This window comes from Solitalea agri (genome assembly GCF_023914155.1).
Classification (GTDB): domain Bacteria; phylum Bacteroidota; class Bacteroidia; order Sphingobacteriales; family Sphingobacteriaceae; genus Solitalea; species Solitalea agri.
Map to the genome: position 1 here is coordinate 16478 of NZ_JAMWYS010000046.1, position 15259 is coordinate 31736.

The 15259-nt window shown below is 38.0% G+C and carries 9 protein-coding genes; 6 read left to right on the forward strand and 3 right to left on the reverse strand.

Translation table 11 applies throughout. The features are described 5' to 3' along the window. Nucleotides 1-89: 89 nt before the first annotated feature. The 5 genes from rpoC (at nt 90) to NF867_RS13570 (ending at nt 8044) form a co-directional block, all read left to right on the forward strand. Entirely contained in the window at nt 90-4364 is a 4275-nt protein-coding gene (rpoC, locus tag NF867_RS13550) for a DNA-directed RNA polymerase subunit beta' (protein WP_252588563.1), read from the forward strand. Nucleotides 4365-4466: 102 nt separating this feature from the next. Then, entirely contained in the window at nt 4467-5417 is a 951-nt protein-coding gene (locus tag NF867_RS13555) for a Smr/MutS family protein (protein ID WP_252588564.1), read from the forward strand. 60 nt (nt 5418-5477) lie between these two features. After that, complete coding sequence (locus NF867_RS13560) at nt 5478-5789, forward strand: DUF3467 domain-containing protein (RefSeq protein WP_252588565.1); 312 nt, start codon at nt 5478-5480, stop codon at nt 5787-5789. Between the two features lie 103 nt (nt 5790-5892). Further along, nucleotides 5893-6507, forward strand: a complete 615-nt coding sequence (locus NF867_RS13565; RefSeq protein ID WP_252588566.1) for a thioredoxin family protein — start codon at nt 5893-5895, stop codon at nt 6505-6507. A gap of 121 nt (nt 6508-6628) precedes the next feature. Next, the gene (locus NF867_RS13570; protein WP_252588568.1) at nt 6629-8044 is read left to right on the forward strand and encodes a membrane dipeptidase; all 1416 of its coding nucleotides are present in this window, start codon (nt 6629-6631) and stop codon (nt 8042-8044) included. 180 nt (nt 8045-8224) lie between these two features. Here the strand turns inward: NF867_RS13570 and NF867_RS13575 are convergent, their stop codons facing one another. The 3 genes from NF867_RS13575 to NF867_RS13585 all read right to left on the reverse strand — a co-directional run bounded on the left by NF867_RS13575 (nt 8225) and on the right by NF867_RS13585 (nt 12101). Then, nucleotides 8225-9211 carry a LuxE/PaaK family acyltransferase gene (locus NF867_RS13575; protein ID WP_252588570.1) on the reverse strand — a complete coding sequence of 329 codons (987 nt, stop codon included), beginning with the start codon at nt 9209-9211 and terminating at the stop codon, nt 8225-8227. A 105-nt stretch (nt 9212-9316) separates the two neighbouring features. After that, nucleotides 9317-9667: a hypothetical protein gene (locus tag NF867_RS13580; RefSeq protein WP_252588572.1), complete on the reverse strand. Its 351-nt coding sequence runs from the start codon at nt 9665-9667 to the stop codon at nt 9317-9319. A 4-nt stretch (nt 9668-9671) separates the two neighbouring features. Then, entirely contained in the window at nt 9672-12101 is a 2430-nt protein-coding gene (locus tag NF867_RS13585; protein ID WP_252588574.1) for a penicillin acylase family protein, read from the reverse strand. A gap of 188 nt (nt 12102-12289) precedes the next feature. On the opposite strand from NF867_RS13585, the gene NF867_RS13590 reads away from it, so the two are divergent. After that, a complete protein-coding gene (locus tag NF867_RS13590; protein WP_252588576.1) occupies nt 12290-15196 on the forward strand; it encodes a TonB-dependent receptor in 2907 nt (968 codons plus the stop codon). Nucleotides 15197-15259 lie beyond the last annotated feature (63 nt).

Sequence of the window (15259 nt, forward strand, 5' to 3'; positions counted from 1 at the left end):
GATCGAAAGAATGAATGAGTGAATGACGTGATAGAATCTTTCATTTACTCATTCACTCATTCTATAGTTCTCTCATTCAACATAGAATTATGTCGTACAAAAAAGAAAATAAGATCAAAAGTAATTTCACCAAAATTACGATCAGCCTTGCTTCACCTGAGAACATTCTTGAACGTTCAAGTGGTGAGGTATTAAAGCCAGAAACGATCAACTACCGTACCTATAAACCGGAGCGAGATGGTTTATTCTGCGAGCGTATTTTCGGTCCGGTTAAGGACTATGAGTGCGCCTGCGGTAAATACAAACGTATCCGTTACAAAGGCATTGTGTGCGACCGTTGTGGTGTAGAAGTTACCGAGAAGAAAGTACGTCGTGAGCGTATGGGTCACATCAATTTGGTTGTGCCTGTTGCTCACATTTGGTACTTCCGTTCCTTGCCAAATAAAATCGGTTATTTGTTAGGTCTTCCTACCAAAAAATTAGATTTAATTATTTACTATGAGCGTTATGTGGTTATCCAAGCGGGTATTAAAGCTCAGGATGGTATCCAATACCTTGATTTCTTAACAGAAGAAGAATACTTAGATATTTTAGATACTCTTCCAAAAGAAAATCAATATTTAGACGATAAGGATCCTAATAAATTTGTGGCTAAAATGGGTGCTGAAGCTCTTCAGGACTTATTAGGTCGTTTACAATTAGATCAATTATCATACGACTTACGTCACCAGGCCGCTAACGAAACTTCACAACAACGTAAAAACGAGGCTTTAAAACGCCTTCAGGTTGTAGAAGCATTCCGTGGTGCTCAAGCTAATATTGAGAACCGTCCGGAGTGGATGATCGTTAAGATCGTTCCTGTAATTCCACCAGAATTACGTCCTTTAGTTCCTTTGGATGGTGGTCGTTTCGCAACTTCAGATTTGAACGATTTATATCGTCGTGTGATCATTCGTAACAACCGTTTGAAACGTTTGATCGAGATTAAAGCTCCTGAAGTGATTTTACGTAACGAAAAACGTATGTTACAGGAAGCTGTTGACTCGTTATTCGATAACTCACGTAAAGTTAATGCTGTTAAAACTGAAGGTAACCGTGCTTTGAAATCGCTTTCAGATATTCTGAAAGGTAAACAAGGTCGTTTCCGTCAAAACTTGTTAGGTAAACGTGTTGACTATTCTGCTCGTTCGGTAATTGTTGTAGGTCCTACCTTAAAATTACACGAATGTGGTTTACCTAAAGATATGGCTGCCGAGCTGTTCAAACCATTTATCATTCGTAAAATGATTGAGCGTGGTGTTGTTAAAACAGTTAAATCAGCTAAGAAAATTGTTGACCGCAAAGATCCTTTAGTTTGGGATATTCTTGAAAACGTATTAAAAGGACACCCTGTTCTTCTAAACCGTGCTCCTACACTTCACCGTTTAGGTATTCAGGCATTCCAACCTAAATTGGTTGAAGGTAAAGCAATTCAATTACACCCATTAGTGTGTACCGCGTTCAACGCCGACTTTGACGGTGACCAGATGGCTGTTCACTTACCATTAGGTAATGCAGCTGTTTTGGAAGCCCAAATTTTAATGTTGGCGGCTCACAACATCTTGAACCCTGCTAACGGTACACCAATTACGGTACCTTCGCAAGACATGGTGTTAGGTCTGTATTATATCACTAAAGGACGTAAGTCTACGCCAGATCGTATTGTTCGTGGTGAAGGTTCGATATTCTATAGCCCGGAAGAAGTTCGCATCGCGTTAAATGAAAATCGTATTGATTTACATGCCTGGATCAAGGTTAAGGTTAACACTATTGACGAAAATGGTGAACCTGTAAATAAATTGATCGAGACCACAGTAGGTCGTGTAATTGTCAACGAGTTTTCTCCAGTAGAAACCGGTTATATCAATGAGTTGTTGACCAAAAAATCATTGCGTGATATTATTGGTAACATCGTTAAAATTACTGGTATGGCTCGTGCAGCTAAGTTCCTTGATGATATCAAAGAACTTGGTTTCCAGATGGCGTTCAAAGGTGGTTTATCGTTCAACTTGAAAGATGTAACTATCCCTGAAGAAAAAGCGATCTTATTAAATCAGGCTCAGGAAGAAGTTGATGAGGTAATGAATAACTATAACATGGGTTTCATTACCAACAACGAGCGTTACAATCAGATCATCGATATCTGGACACGTATCAACTCTCGTTTAACTGATCACCTGATGAAGCAATTGGCTTCAGATAACCAAGGTTTCAACTCTGTGTATATGATGTTGGATTCTGGTGCCCGTGGTTCTAAAGAGCAGATTCGTCAGCTTTGCGGAATGAGGGGTCTGATGGCGAAACCTCAGAAATCAGGTTCAGGTGGTGAGATTATCGAAAACCCGATTCTTTCAAACTTTAAAGAAGGTCTGTCGGTATTAGAGTACTTTATCTCTACCCACGGTGCTCGTAAAGGTTTGGCGGATACGGCGTTGAAAACTGCCGATGCCGGTTATCTGACTCGTCGTTTACATGACGTTGCACAGGATATGGTTGTTTCAGAGCCAGATTGTGGTACCCTTCGTGGTGTATTAACATCAGCTTTGAAAGATAACGAAGAGGTAGTAGAACCATTGTACGATCGTATTTTGGGTCGGGTATCTCTAAACGATGTTGTTGATCCGATGACAGGCGATACATTAGCTGTGGCAGGTGCTGAGATCACAGAGGAGATTGCACAACGTATCGAAGAATCAGCGGTTGACGCTGTTGAGATTCGTTCGGTATTGACCTGTGAATCTAAACGCGGTACTTGTGCTAAGTGTTACGGCCGTAACCTTGCAACCGGTAAAATGGTTCAGATAGGTGAGGCAGTGGGTGTAATTGCAGCTCAGTCAATTGGTGAGCCAGGTACACAGCTTACACTTCGTACCTTCCACGTGGGTGGTACCGCATCAAACATTGCTGCAGAGTCACAAATTACAGCTAAGTTCCCTGGTAAGTTAGAGTTCGAAAATATTCGTACCGTTACCTTAAAAACTGATGATGCTAATATTGAAGTTGTTTTAGGTCGTTCTGGTGAGATTCGTTTAGTTGAAGAAGCTACCGGAAAAGTAATTATGACCAACAACATTCCTTACGGTGCACATTTGTTCGTTCAGGATGGTCAAAAAGTAGAAAAAGGTGCCGCTATTTGTAGCTGGGACCCTTATAATGCTGTTATCGTTTCTGAATATACAGGTAAAGTTGAGTTTGAAGCAATTCTTGAGGGTGTTACCTTCCGGGAAGAATCAGACGAGCAAACTGGTCACAAAGAGAAAGTGATTATTGATAGCCGTGATAAAACCAAAAACCCAATTATCCGCATTATTGGAAAAGACGGTGAAAAAGGTTATAGTATTCCAGTAGGGGCACACATTGCTGTTGATGAAAACGAGAAAGTATCTTCAGGTCAGGTGCTTGTTAAGATTCCTCGTTCTGCAGGTAAAACCCGAGATATCACCGGTGGTCTTCCTCGTGTAACCGAGTTATTTGAGGCTCGTAACCCATCTAACCCTGCTATCGTTACTGAAATTGACGGTGTTGTTACTTTAGGTGGAGTTAAACGTGGTAATCGTGAGATCATCATCGAATCAAAAGATGGCGAAATCAAAAAGTACCTTGTTTCATTATCTAAACACATTCTTGTTCAGGATAATGACTTTATTAAAGCTGGTATGCCGTTGTCAGATGGTTCAATCAGTCCTACTGACATTCTTGCCATCAAAGGCCCTGGTGCTGTTCAAGAGTATCTTGTAAATGGTGTTCAGGAGGTTTACCGCTTGCAGGGTGTGAAAATCAACGATAAACACTTCGAGGTTATCGTTCACCAAATGATGCAGAAAGTATTCATCGAAGATCCGGGAGATACTCGTTTCTTAGAAAAAGAAGCTGTTGACAAACTCGACTTTATGGATGAGAATGACAACATGTTTGATAAGAAAGTAGTTATAGATCCAGGAGAGTCAACTTCGGTTAAGAAAGGTCAAATTATCACAGTTCGTAAACTACGTGATGAGAACTCAATCCTTAAACGTCGTGATATGAAATTAGTAGAGGCTCGCGATGCGGTTGCTGCTACTTCTAGTCCGGTGTTGCAAGGTATTACCCGTTCTTCATTAGGTACTAAGAGCTGGATTTCGGCTGCATCTTTCCAGGAAACAACCAAAGTACTTAACGAGGCAGCGATTGCTGGTAAAACTGACTTAATGTTAGGTTTGAAAGAAAATGTGATCGTTGGTCACTTAATTCCTTCAGGTACCGGTATGCGTGCTTATGATCGTATGATTGTAGGTTCTCGTGAAGAGTATGAGAAATTACTTGCTTCAAAAGAAGATGAAGACTAGTCTTCTATAAGTTTTAATGCAAAGCGCGACTTCGAAAGAAGTCGCGCTTTGCTGTTTAATAACGGTATATACATTGTATTTTTACAGCAGAAGATAACAGCTATGAAATTTAAACTAGGAGATTTTGTTCGATTTGTTGACGAAAGAAGAGAAGGCTACATAACTCGAATTATCGACGCTCAATCAGTTGGAGTAACCGGAGAAGATGACTTTGAGATTCCGGTGCTTACCACTAAAATTACCATAATTCATGGAAATCATTTAGATGATTCAGAAAAACCATTAGAGATTAAAGCAACACCTGAAATTTCACTCAATAATTTTATTAAGCGAGGTATTTATTTTGCGGTTGTTGACGATGCAAAGGCTAAATCAGTTGTTCATCTGCATATAATTAATGAAACTTCTTACGACTTACTAGTAAGCATAATAAGCGAACAAAGGCAACAATATAAGGGTGTTTTTTCGGGATTGATAGCCTCGGATGAAATCGCAAAAATATGTTCCTTGTCGTTGGCAGAGCTTGATCTATGGCCAAAATTATTAACTCAATTAATCGTACATGCTAATGCGGATATTAAACCAGAGCCGCCCCTATTAAAAGAGTTTAAGTTCAAAGCCAAAGATTTTAGTGGTGCGAAAAAGAATGTTGTGCAGTTAAATGCCAGTGGTTGGGTGTTTCAAATTGATGAACCTGAATTGATTCTTGATGTCGATAAATTGAAAGAAAGTTTGTTCAATGTAAAAGAAGAAAAACCTAAAGTTGAGAAACCGCAGCATGAAATCGATCTGCATATAGAGAAATTAAGAGATGATTTTCATTTTATAAAGAAGACGGATATATTGCAAATTCAATTAGCACAGTTTCATAAAAGTTTGGATGCAGCTATTGTACATCATTTGCCATCAATTGTGTTTATTCATGGGATAGGTAACGGAACTTTAAAGCATGAACTGTATAAAGTGCTTAGCAAACATCCGCATGTAAGAACTTTTAAAGATGCCGGCAAGGATAAATTTGGTTATGGGGCCACAGAAGTGCTTCTGAAATAATAAAAATTCTAAAGATTTAAATCAATCATACGCTATATTTGAGCATTAAAGATTGCTATCATGGAAGAAAATAACGAAAATCAATTAAGCATAGAATTATCGGAGGATATTGCAGAAGGCACATATTCTAATTTAGCCATTATCACACATTCATCAACCGAATTTGTAGTGGACTTTGTTCGTATAATGCCTGGTGTTCCAAAAGCCAAAGTAAAATCACGTATTGTATTAACCCCAGAGCATGCCAAAAGATTGTTAAATGCCTTGGAGGATAATATACACAAATATGAAATGGTTCATGGCAAAATTAAAACCCATGAAGGGCAGCAAGCTTTGCCAATGAACTTTGGAGGGCCAACCGCACAGGCTTAATCTAATTGTAAAGATATTGTAAAATGACACAAATAATGATTTGTGTCATTTTTGTTTAGAAACGTTACTCCGATCTTTGAAAAGATTACTAAATCTAATATTGATGGATAAACAAGCGTTCTTAAAATCTGAATATGAGCAATCAATATCGTATGAATCATACAGAGAGTTGATTGATGACTTATTACCACATAACCTTACGACTGGAAATAATAACTCACCTGATATGATTGAATATGCCAGAATGAATGTTCAACGTATGAATAGATGGGATAAAACTTATATTCCATCTGCAGAGTTAAGTGAAATACTTAAAAATCATCACCAGAAAGAAATTTGGCTGGTATTAACAGAGGGTTGGTGTGGCGATGCTGCTCAAAATGTTCCTTTAATTAAAAAGATAGCTGATTTAAGCCCAAATATAGAAGTGCGATTTCTTTTAAGAGATCAACATATTGAGTTAATGGATCAGTATTTAACTAACGGCGGACAGAGTATTCCAAAGTTAATTCGTGTGAATGCAGAAACATTTGAAGAAATTGGAACCTGGGGGCCTCGTCCAACTGTGTTACAGGAACAAGTTCTTCATATGAAAAATGAAATGAGAATGCCAAAAGAAGAAATGGCGCTCGAAATTCATTTATGGTACGCAAGGAATAAAGGAATAGCACTGGAAACCGAATTTATGGCAATGCTAAATGAAGCTATTTTGGCGTAATGTTTTATCATGGTTTAGTTTTAAAGCTCTGGAATTCCAGGGCTTTTTTGTTTTTGAACCCTAGAGGTTAAATAGATTGAAATGCTGATTTTGTATATTTAAATATCTAAAAATCAACGCTATGAAAAACGTATTTGCTGACATACACTGTCATCCTACTATGAAACCCTACGGACAAAGCTTTGGCCGTGATACAGGAATTAACAGTCCAAAAACAAATAACAAAACCTCGATTTGGCACTATGACCCACCGAACTTACCTGATAAAATTTTAAATTTTGTTGGTGGTATTACCCGGTTTTCCCAAACAAACCTGACTGCCTTGGGCTATGGTAATGTGGGCTTAATATGTGTTTCTCTATATCCCATCGAAAAAAGGTTTTTTAATAATCATTTAGGCACTAGCAAGGTTTCGGATGTAGTTAACAATTTTATTACCGGATTAGGGAAGGCTAGGGTAGATTTTGTGCAGTCGGTGAGTGATTACTTTGGGGATTTGGAGCAAGAGTATGCTTTTTTGCAACAATTGGAAGGCAAGATCTATGCTATCAGTAATCAGCAATACAGGTATGTTATTGCTAAGAATTATGCCGAGATTGAGGCTCTACTGGATGAGAATGATCCAATCTTTACTATTGTTCTCCTAATCACTTTTGAAGGTTGTCATGCCTTGGGAACCGGAATTGATCCGGTAAACAATCCATGTAACGAAGTGAAAGTTTTAGCTAATATTGATAAGATTAAGAATTGGCCCAATAAACCCCTGTTTGTCACTTTTGCCCACCATTTTTATAATGAGTTATGTGGTCATGCTAAAAGCCTGAAAGGCATTGTTGGAACTGTTTGTGACCAGCAGTATAAGTTGGGCGAAGGTTTTACTGATTTAGGTAAAAAGGTTGCCCAAAAGCTACTTGACAATACTGATGGAAAACGGATAATTATTGATGTAAAACATATGAGCCGAAAATCGAGATTAGAATATTTTGATTTTTTGGCTTCAGAGTTTCCTCATGAACAGATTCCGATAGTGGCAAGCCATGGGGGAGTGTGTGGCAATGAACAAGACAGGCATTTATTTGTAGACGAGGAAATCAATTTTTATGATGATGAATTATTGGTGATAGCCAAATCAAGGGGGCTCTTTGGGGTACAGTTGGATGAACGAAGAATTGCCAGCAAACCAGAGCTTGAAAATACTAAGGGTGAGATTTTTCGAAAAAAAATACTTTATAATTGGGCTCGTTTGGTTTGGAGGCAAATTGAACATATTGCTGTTCTACTTGATTCAAATGGATTATTTGCCTGGGATATCCAATGTCTCGGATCGGATTATGATGGAATTGTAGACCCAATAAATGGTTATTGGACTTCAGAAGAGTTTCAGTTTTTAGACGATTACCTGCTTAAGCACGCCTATAATTTTGAAAAGAGTAACATGAAAAACATGCAATTGGAAACTAATAAGATTTCGGCAGAACAAATTGTGAATCGATTCATGTCTTTAAATGTACAGGAGTTTGTAAGTAGAAATTATTAATGGACGGTAGAGGTGGATATAAAGAATATAGTCCATCAAACGGGGCAAGTCAATTGGACTTGCACATTGGAGTTTTACTCTAGGTATATATTTATTACTTGATAAATCCGTACCATGCGATATGAAAAAAATAGTTATAGCAGATGTAACCATTTAAGTTCGATAATAGGTTATTTTGATTTATTGAACTAACAAGTTGCAACCTCTGATGTCACTGTTATCAAATCGACCTAAAATTTCAAATGTTTGATCAGTATATACCTTGCCTAAATCTTGCGTAGCAATAAACGAACAAGAATTAATATTAGCTAAATCGATAATATTGATCCCTCCGGAATGATTGTCCGCATTTAAACTTAGAGGGTCATTAGTGTCGCGAGTTAGTACTTTCATCCAGGGTGGACAAGCAAAAACACCTTCGCCTTTTGAATAAGCTTGTGATAATAACTCAGTCATTCCATACTCTGAATGAATCTCATTCACACCAAAACCTTTTTGCAAAATTTCATGCAGTTCGGCTCTAACCATTTCTTTACGCTTTCCCTTCATCCCACCCGTTTCCATTACTATGGTATGGTTTAAAGTCATTGGGTAGGCTTCTATAAAATCGAGCAATGCGTAGGTAACACCAATTAATATTGTTTTTTGTTGTTCGGCTTCAAGTGTAATTAGTGTTTCATGTAGTTCATCGTGATTGTGAAGGAAGAAACCGCTTTTCGGATGTCCGGATTGTTTAATAAGTTCTTCAACCATTAAAATTAATGATGAACCTTCGCGTTCCAGGTAGGATGGAAGGAGCGCAACAAAGCAATAATCTTTTGGTGAGCCATAAAAATATTTAAAACCCTTTATAAAACTGTCTATATAAACCTGAACATCAGAAACCAGATGTCGACTTTGGATCATTCCGGTAGTACCTGAACTGCTGAAAATAACTTCTGCAGATTGTTGCTCAGTAATTATTTCATGAGTTTTAAAAAAACTGATAGGTAAAAAAGGAATCGATCGGAAAGTATCAACTTCTGTAGGATTTACTTTAATATGTTGTAAATATTCTTTATAAACCGGATTGGACTGGGCTTGATAACGAAAAACGGCTAGACAAAGCTCGTTAAAAGCTTGCTCGTTACCAATAGAAAAGATTGATGAGTAATTAGGTTTGTTCACGCAGCAAAAGTAATCAACAACAATCGTATCAAAAAATAAAGCCTCTACAGGTTGATGCAGAGGCTTAGGGTAAAGAAACGATTAGGAATATAGAATCGTTTATCTTTATGATTGCTCCTCTTTTTTAGCTATTGCGGTTTTACAGTAATAACCAGTAAGAGCAGCTAAACCGGCGGCCAATCCGCCAATAATACCTGTGATAAATATGAGTATCACCGGGGATTTAACCATAAGCATTTCGGCTACTTTATCAGTTAAAATCCCTTCTGTTTTAAAGTGAATAAAAAAAGCAAACAAAAACCAGCACATGAAAATAGCTCCAAATGCAGATAGAAAAGTTTTTGATCCTTTCTCACCTTTCCAAATTGCTAAAGCAAATGGTATCAGCATTATTATCCACCAAGGCAATACTAATTGCAATATAGCACATATGATAAATATTAAGAAAAATAGCATATTATTATTTATTTAATTTTACTATAGAAATAATTCGTTTATCGCTTGTTGTTGGATTTAACAAATAAACCAACTCATTTAATTTTCCTTCAGACCAGGTATCAACCATATTGTCATAATACCAGCTGCCTGGGTTTCCGGACTGCCCGCCCGGATAGACTCCATAAGCTTTTACATTTTTTCCAAGTTCAACGATCATTCTCCATGATGGTCCGTTGTGTTGACTTAATGCATTTACCGAACCTTTACTACCTCCATTAAATAAATGCTTACTATTGAACCCAGGGATCTTAGCCAAATGCGGTACAAAGGTGTCTTTCACATAACCCCATTGCCATTTTTCGCCCATTGGTCCATACTTCTGGGTAAGTGTATCAATTGCTGCCAGGTAACTAGATGTGACCAAATCACCTAAAGTTTCTTTTTGTGGAGTGTTTACATTGTCTATCCATTTTGAATTTTGCTCATTCAAAATAATTTGTGTGGTACGGTCTCTTGATGGAGAACGCATTATACTTCCTTTGCCGGTAAAGTCATCTGCCCATATAGCGTTTCGTAGTAGATTATACCAGGTGTCGAAAATCGTTGCCGCTATTTCATTGGCATTGTAATAATTATCCCATGAATTTAATAAACGGTAGGCTTCCACTGCCTCTTTTTTACTAAGTTGATTCTGATCAATTAAGGAGATTAACGTTGTCTTAACGTTTTCGGCATGTACACTGTAGTTGTCGTTTTGTAAACCTCTGATCGAATCTGCTGTAATATGATTCATTTGCGCCAAGCGTCTGTTGATACGCGTGCCTCGTTCATATGGAGCAAACTCCCAGTTTAGGTAATATGGGTAGGAGGGGTCGGTACTTGATTGATTTGCAGAGCTAACAAATCCACGTTCAGGATTTTTAACTGTTGGGTTTTGCTCTGCAGGGATCCAGCCTTGCCAATCATTTTTAGGGTCGGTTCCGTCTAAAACAAATTTGCCCTGTTCTTTCCATTTCAGCGGATACTTTCCATTAGGAGTAATGGCAATGTCATTTTGATTGTCGGCGAAAATAAAGTTTTGTGCCGGCGCGCCATATGTTTTTAACGCATTACGGTAATCGTCGTAGTTTTTAGCACGGTTAAGACCATAAAACGTAGATAGTTCATCGGACTTATCATGGGCAATCCAACGCATTGCGGCTCCTACCGGAATATTGTCATTAAAGGGTTTTTGCTGTTCATAATAAACCACCGGACCTTGGTGCGTATAAACTACAGTATCGATTAACGACTTACCATTTCTAATACCAATAGTTTCAATGCGTTTGGTGGTTTTGTTCCATTGATTGTTCCACCAGTATTCGTCTTTTTTATTGTCCTTAAATTTAACCTGATACCAGTCCAAAACATCGGCGTCAACATTGGTAACTCCCCAGCTAACATCTTTATTGAAACCAATAATCACATGAGGCGATCCGGGAAGGGACACACCATAAACATTCATTGTAGGTGTTACGATCTGAATTTGATACCAAATGCTAGGTAAAGTTAAATCAAGGTGAGGATCATTGGACAAAATTGGCATGCCGCTGGCGGTTTTAGAACCCGAAACCGCCCAGTTATTACTGCCTATGCCTTCAATTTTTTCTTGCGGATGAATAGAGTCAGCCATCATAGCAATAAAGCTGGAAGGCGGTTCAGGTACTTTTAAGGGATTGAAAGTCCATTTGGTGCCAACAGGAATAATTGGATCTTCGCGAAACGGATAATCACGGAAAAGATCATTCACTACCGATGGCCCATATTCTTTTAAAATATTGGTCAGGTAAAAATCATCAGATCCTCCAGCCAGCGTTGAGGTCATTTGCTTCAATAACAATGCGCACTTTAATGGTGTCCATTGTTCTGGCTTATAATCTAAAATTTTAAACTCAATCGGATAATCTTTCGGGCTTAGTGAAGCAATGTATGCGTTGATACCTGCAGTATAGGCTTCTACCACTAATCGACTTTGAGGATTTTCCATCATTCCTTTTAATGATTGTTCGGCGCCATATACCATTCCGGTTCTGCGTTTGTATTTGTCAAGTTCAATGGCTTTATCACCAATAACCTCCGAAATTCTTCCTGAAGCAAATCGGGTTTGGAAATCCATTTGCCATAAACGGTCTTTTGCGGTTACATAACCTTGTGTGAAATAGGCATCATAATCGTTTTTGGCAAAAATATGCGGAACGCGGTTTTCGTCATATAATAAGCTTACTTCTTCCCTTAACCCAGGAAGAGATAAAGCTTGTTCTTTTTCTGCGCTTTTCACTTCAGCATTTTGCAAAAATCCGCAATAGGGACTTAAAAATCGCCCAAGAGGAGGTATTGGTCCTGTTTTATTATCCATTACGTAAAACAGGATTCCCGAAACCACCAAAAGGGCAATCGCTCTGAAAATCTTCATTGTATATGCTTTAAAATCGGTTTAAGAAATAATATTAGGAACTTATTTTGACAAACAAAACAATATACTACGATTGTTGGCATGTTTAAAAAAAATTCTTCTGCAAGCATAAAAAAATTTGTTATTCCCCTTTTTTTAATATTTTAGGACCCTTGAAACCAATTTAGAAACCTAATTACTTATAATTTATGAAACACAATTACCAGAGATTTTGGCTAACAACGGTCTTTGCTCTCTTGTTGCACGTTTTTGCGTTTGCGCAATCTACTGTAACTGTGAGTGGAACCGTTAAGGATAAAGCCACTGGAGAAGAATTGCCTGCTGTTAGTATTTCGGTAAAGGGTAAAAACACCGGAACCTCAACTGATTCAAAAGGACATTTTTCTTTTAAAACGAGTACTCCCGTTCCGTTTGTTCTTACAGTTAGCTCTATCGGATTTAAACCTATTGAAGTTAATGTAACCGGAAACACAAGCAACTTAGTTATTGAATTGACAACTGAGGCCGTACTTGGTCAGGAAGTAGTTGTTGCTGCATCGAGGGTAGAGGAGAAAATTCTCGAATCACCGGTTTCGATTGAGCGTATTGGTGTTAAAGCCATGCAATCTAACCCGGCTCCTTCTTTTTATGATGCAATTGCGAACTTAAAAGGAGCTGACGTTGTTACCTCTTCATTAACCTTTAAAACCATTACTACTCGTGGTTTTGGTGGTAGCGGTAATACCCGTGTTAACCAATTGGTAGATGGTATGGATAACCAGGCACCTGGTTTGAACTTTTCAGTAGGTAACGTAATCGGTTTAACCGAGCTTGACGCTGAAAATGTAGAGATTTTACCTGGTGCTTCTTCGGCTTTATATGGCGCAGGAGGTATGAACGGTACCATCTTAATGACTGGTAAAGATCCATTTAAATACACTGGATTAAGCTTTCAAACTAAACAAGGCTTAATGCATGTAGGAGATCCTGCACAAGGGAAATCATTGTACAGTGAGTATGCATTACGTTATGCACAGCAGTTTAATAACAAATTGGCGTTTAAGGTTAATGCAAGTTATTTAAAAGCTGATGACTGGCAGGCAAATGATACCCGTAACTATAACAGAGGAACCGACAAAGTCATTGATGGCAATCGTGCTTCAGATCCAAATTACGACGGTGTAAACGTTTATGGTGACGAGATCAGTGCAAATATTAAACAAATTGCTGGATTGATGGAGCAAGCAGGAGCAATCCCTGCAGGTTCTTCAGCATTTGTTCCTAATCAAAATGTTTCTCGTACTGGTTATGATGAATCATCATTAGTTGACTACGGTACCTACAATGTGAAATTGGGTGGTGAACTACAATACAAGCTAAATGAAACCTTAACTTTAGTAGGTTCAGGAAGATGGGGTAAAGGAACAACGGTTTATACAGGTTCGGATCGTTACTCATTGAGTAACTTCAACATCGGACAGTATAAATTAGAGTTAAAAGGAAGTGATTTTTACGTACGTGCTTATACTACGCAAGAAGATGCGGGTGAATCATACAATGGAACTGTTTTAGCACAGTTAATGAATGAAAGTTGGAAGCCAAGCTTTAATCCTGCAAATGCTGCAGGTTCGTGGTATCCACAGTATGTAGGTGCTTACCTAACTGCTTATCAAACAATTTATGCACAGGCTCTTGGTCAGGGTGTTCCGGCGGATCAGGCAGCAGCTATGGCTTCTGCACAAGCACATTCACCTGCTCGCCAATTTGCTGATCAAGGTCGTTTAGTCCCAGGAACAGATGGATTTAATACTGCAAAAAATACTGTGGCTTCTATTCCAATTCCAAGAGGTGCATTGTTTACTGACAAATCTGATTTATACCAGGCTGAAGGTTTATATAACTTGTCGAAATTCACTTCTAAAGTTGTTGACTTACAAGTGGGAGGTAACTACCGTATGTATAGTTTGAATTCAAAAGGAACCTTGTTTGTTGATACTTTAGGTAAAGCGATCGATGTAAAAGAATACGGTGCATTTGCTCAGGTTTCTAAAAGATTCTTAGACGATAAAATTAAATTATCAGGTTCATTACGTTACGATAAAAACGAGAACTTCAAAGGTCAGTTTTCTCCACGTGTATCTGCTGTATGGACATTTATTCCTGAAAACAGCTTCCGTGCTTCATACCAAACTGGTTTCCGTAACCCAACTAACCAAGATCAGTACATTAACTTAAACACTGGTAGCTCATTGTTAATTGGAGGTTTGCCACAATTCCAAACCGCCTATAACTTTGGTAATAACCCTGGCTATACCTCAGAAAGCGTTGTGGCTTACAGAAAGTCGTTTGGTGATACATATGCAGCTGAATTAAAGAAGGGGACTCCTTCAAATCAAGCAGCTCAAATAGCGATAAGCACTGCAGCTCCTTTATTGCAGAAATATAGCTTCAAAGAGTTTAATCCTGAAAAAGTTGAGTCATTTGAGTTTGGTTATAAAGGCTTGATCAATAAAAAATTATTGGTTGACTTATTCTACTATGCTAGTTCGTACAAAAACTTTATTGGTATGATTACTTTAGTTCAACCGAAGCCAACAAGCTCAACTCCTAGCGATATGCAAGCTTATGCAGCTTTAGTTGATCCACGCACCAGCCAGAACTATTCAACTTATGTGAATAATACCAGTGCAACTGTGAAAACACAAGGTTGGGGTGCAGGTTTTGATTACTTAATGCCAGATAACTTTGTTTTATCATCAAACGTTTCATATAACGATATTAAAAATGAAACAGCTGGTTTCAGAGATCAATTTAATACACCTAAATACCGCTTTAACGCAGGCTTTAGCAATAATGATCTATTTAAAGGTTTAGGTTTCGGTTTAAATTATCGTTACCAGTCAGAGTTTTTATATGATGGAAGCTTTGGTGCAGGAACAGTGCCTTCTGTAGGTACGTTTGATGCTCAATTAAGCTACAAGATCCTTCCTATTAAAACGATGATTAAGATGGGTGGTTCTAATATTGGCAACAAATACTATCAAAACGCATTTGGTAACCCAGGCGTTGGTGGTTTATACTACGTATCATTAACTTTTGATCAATTATTAAAATAGTTAGTAGAAAATTATTCAATTAAATAGGTTTAACGCCGGTTGTTAATCAACCGGCGTTTTTTG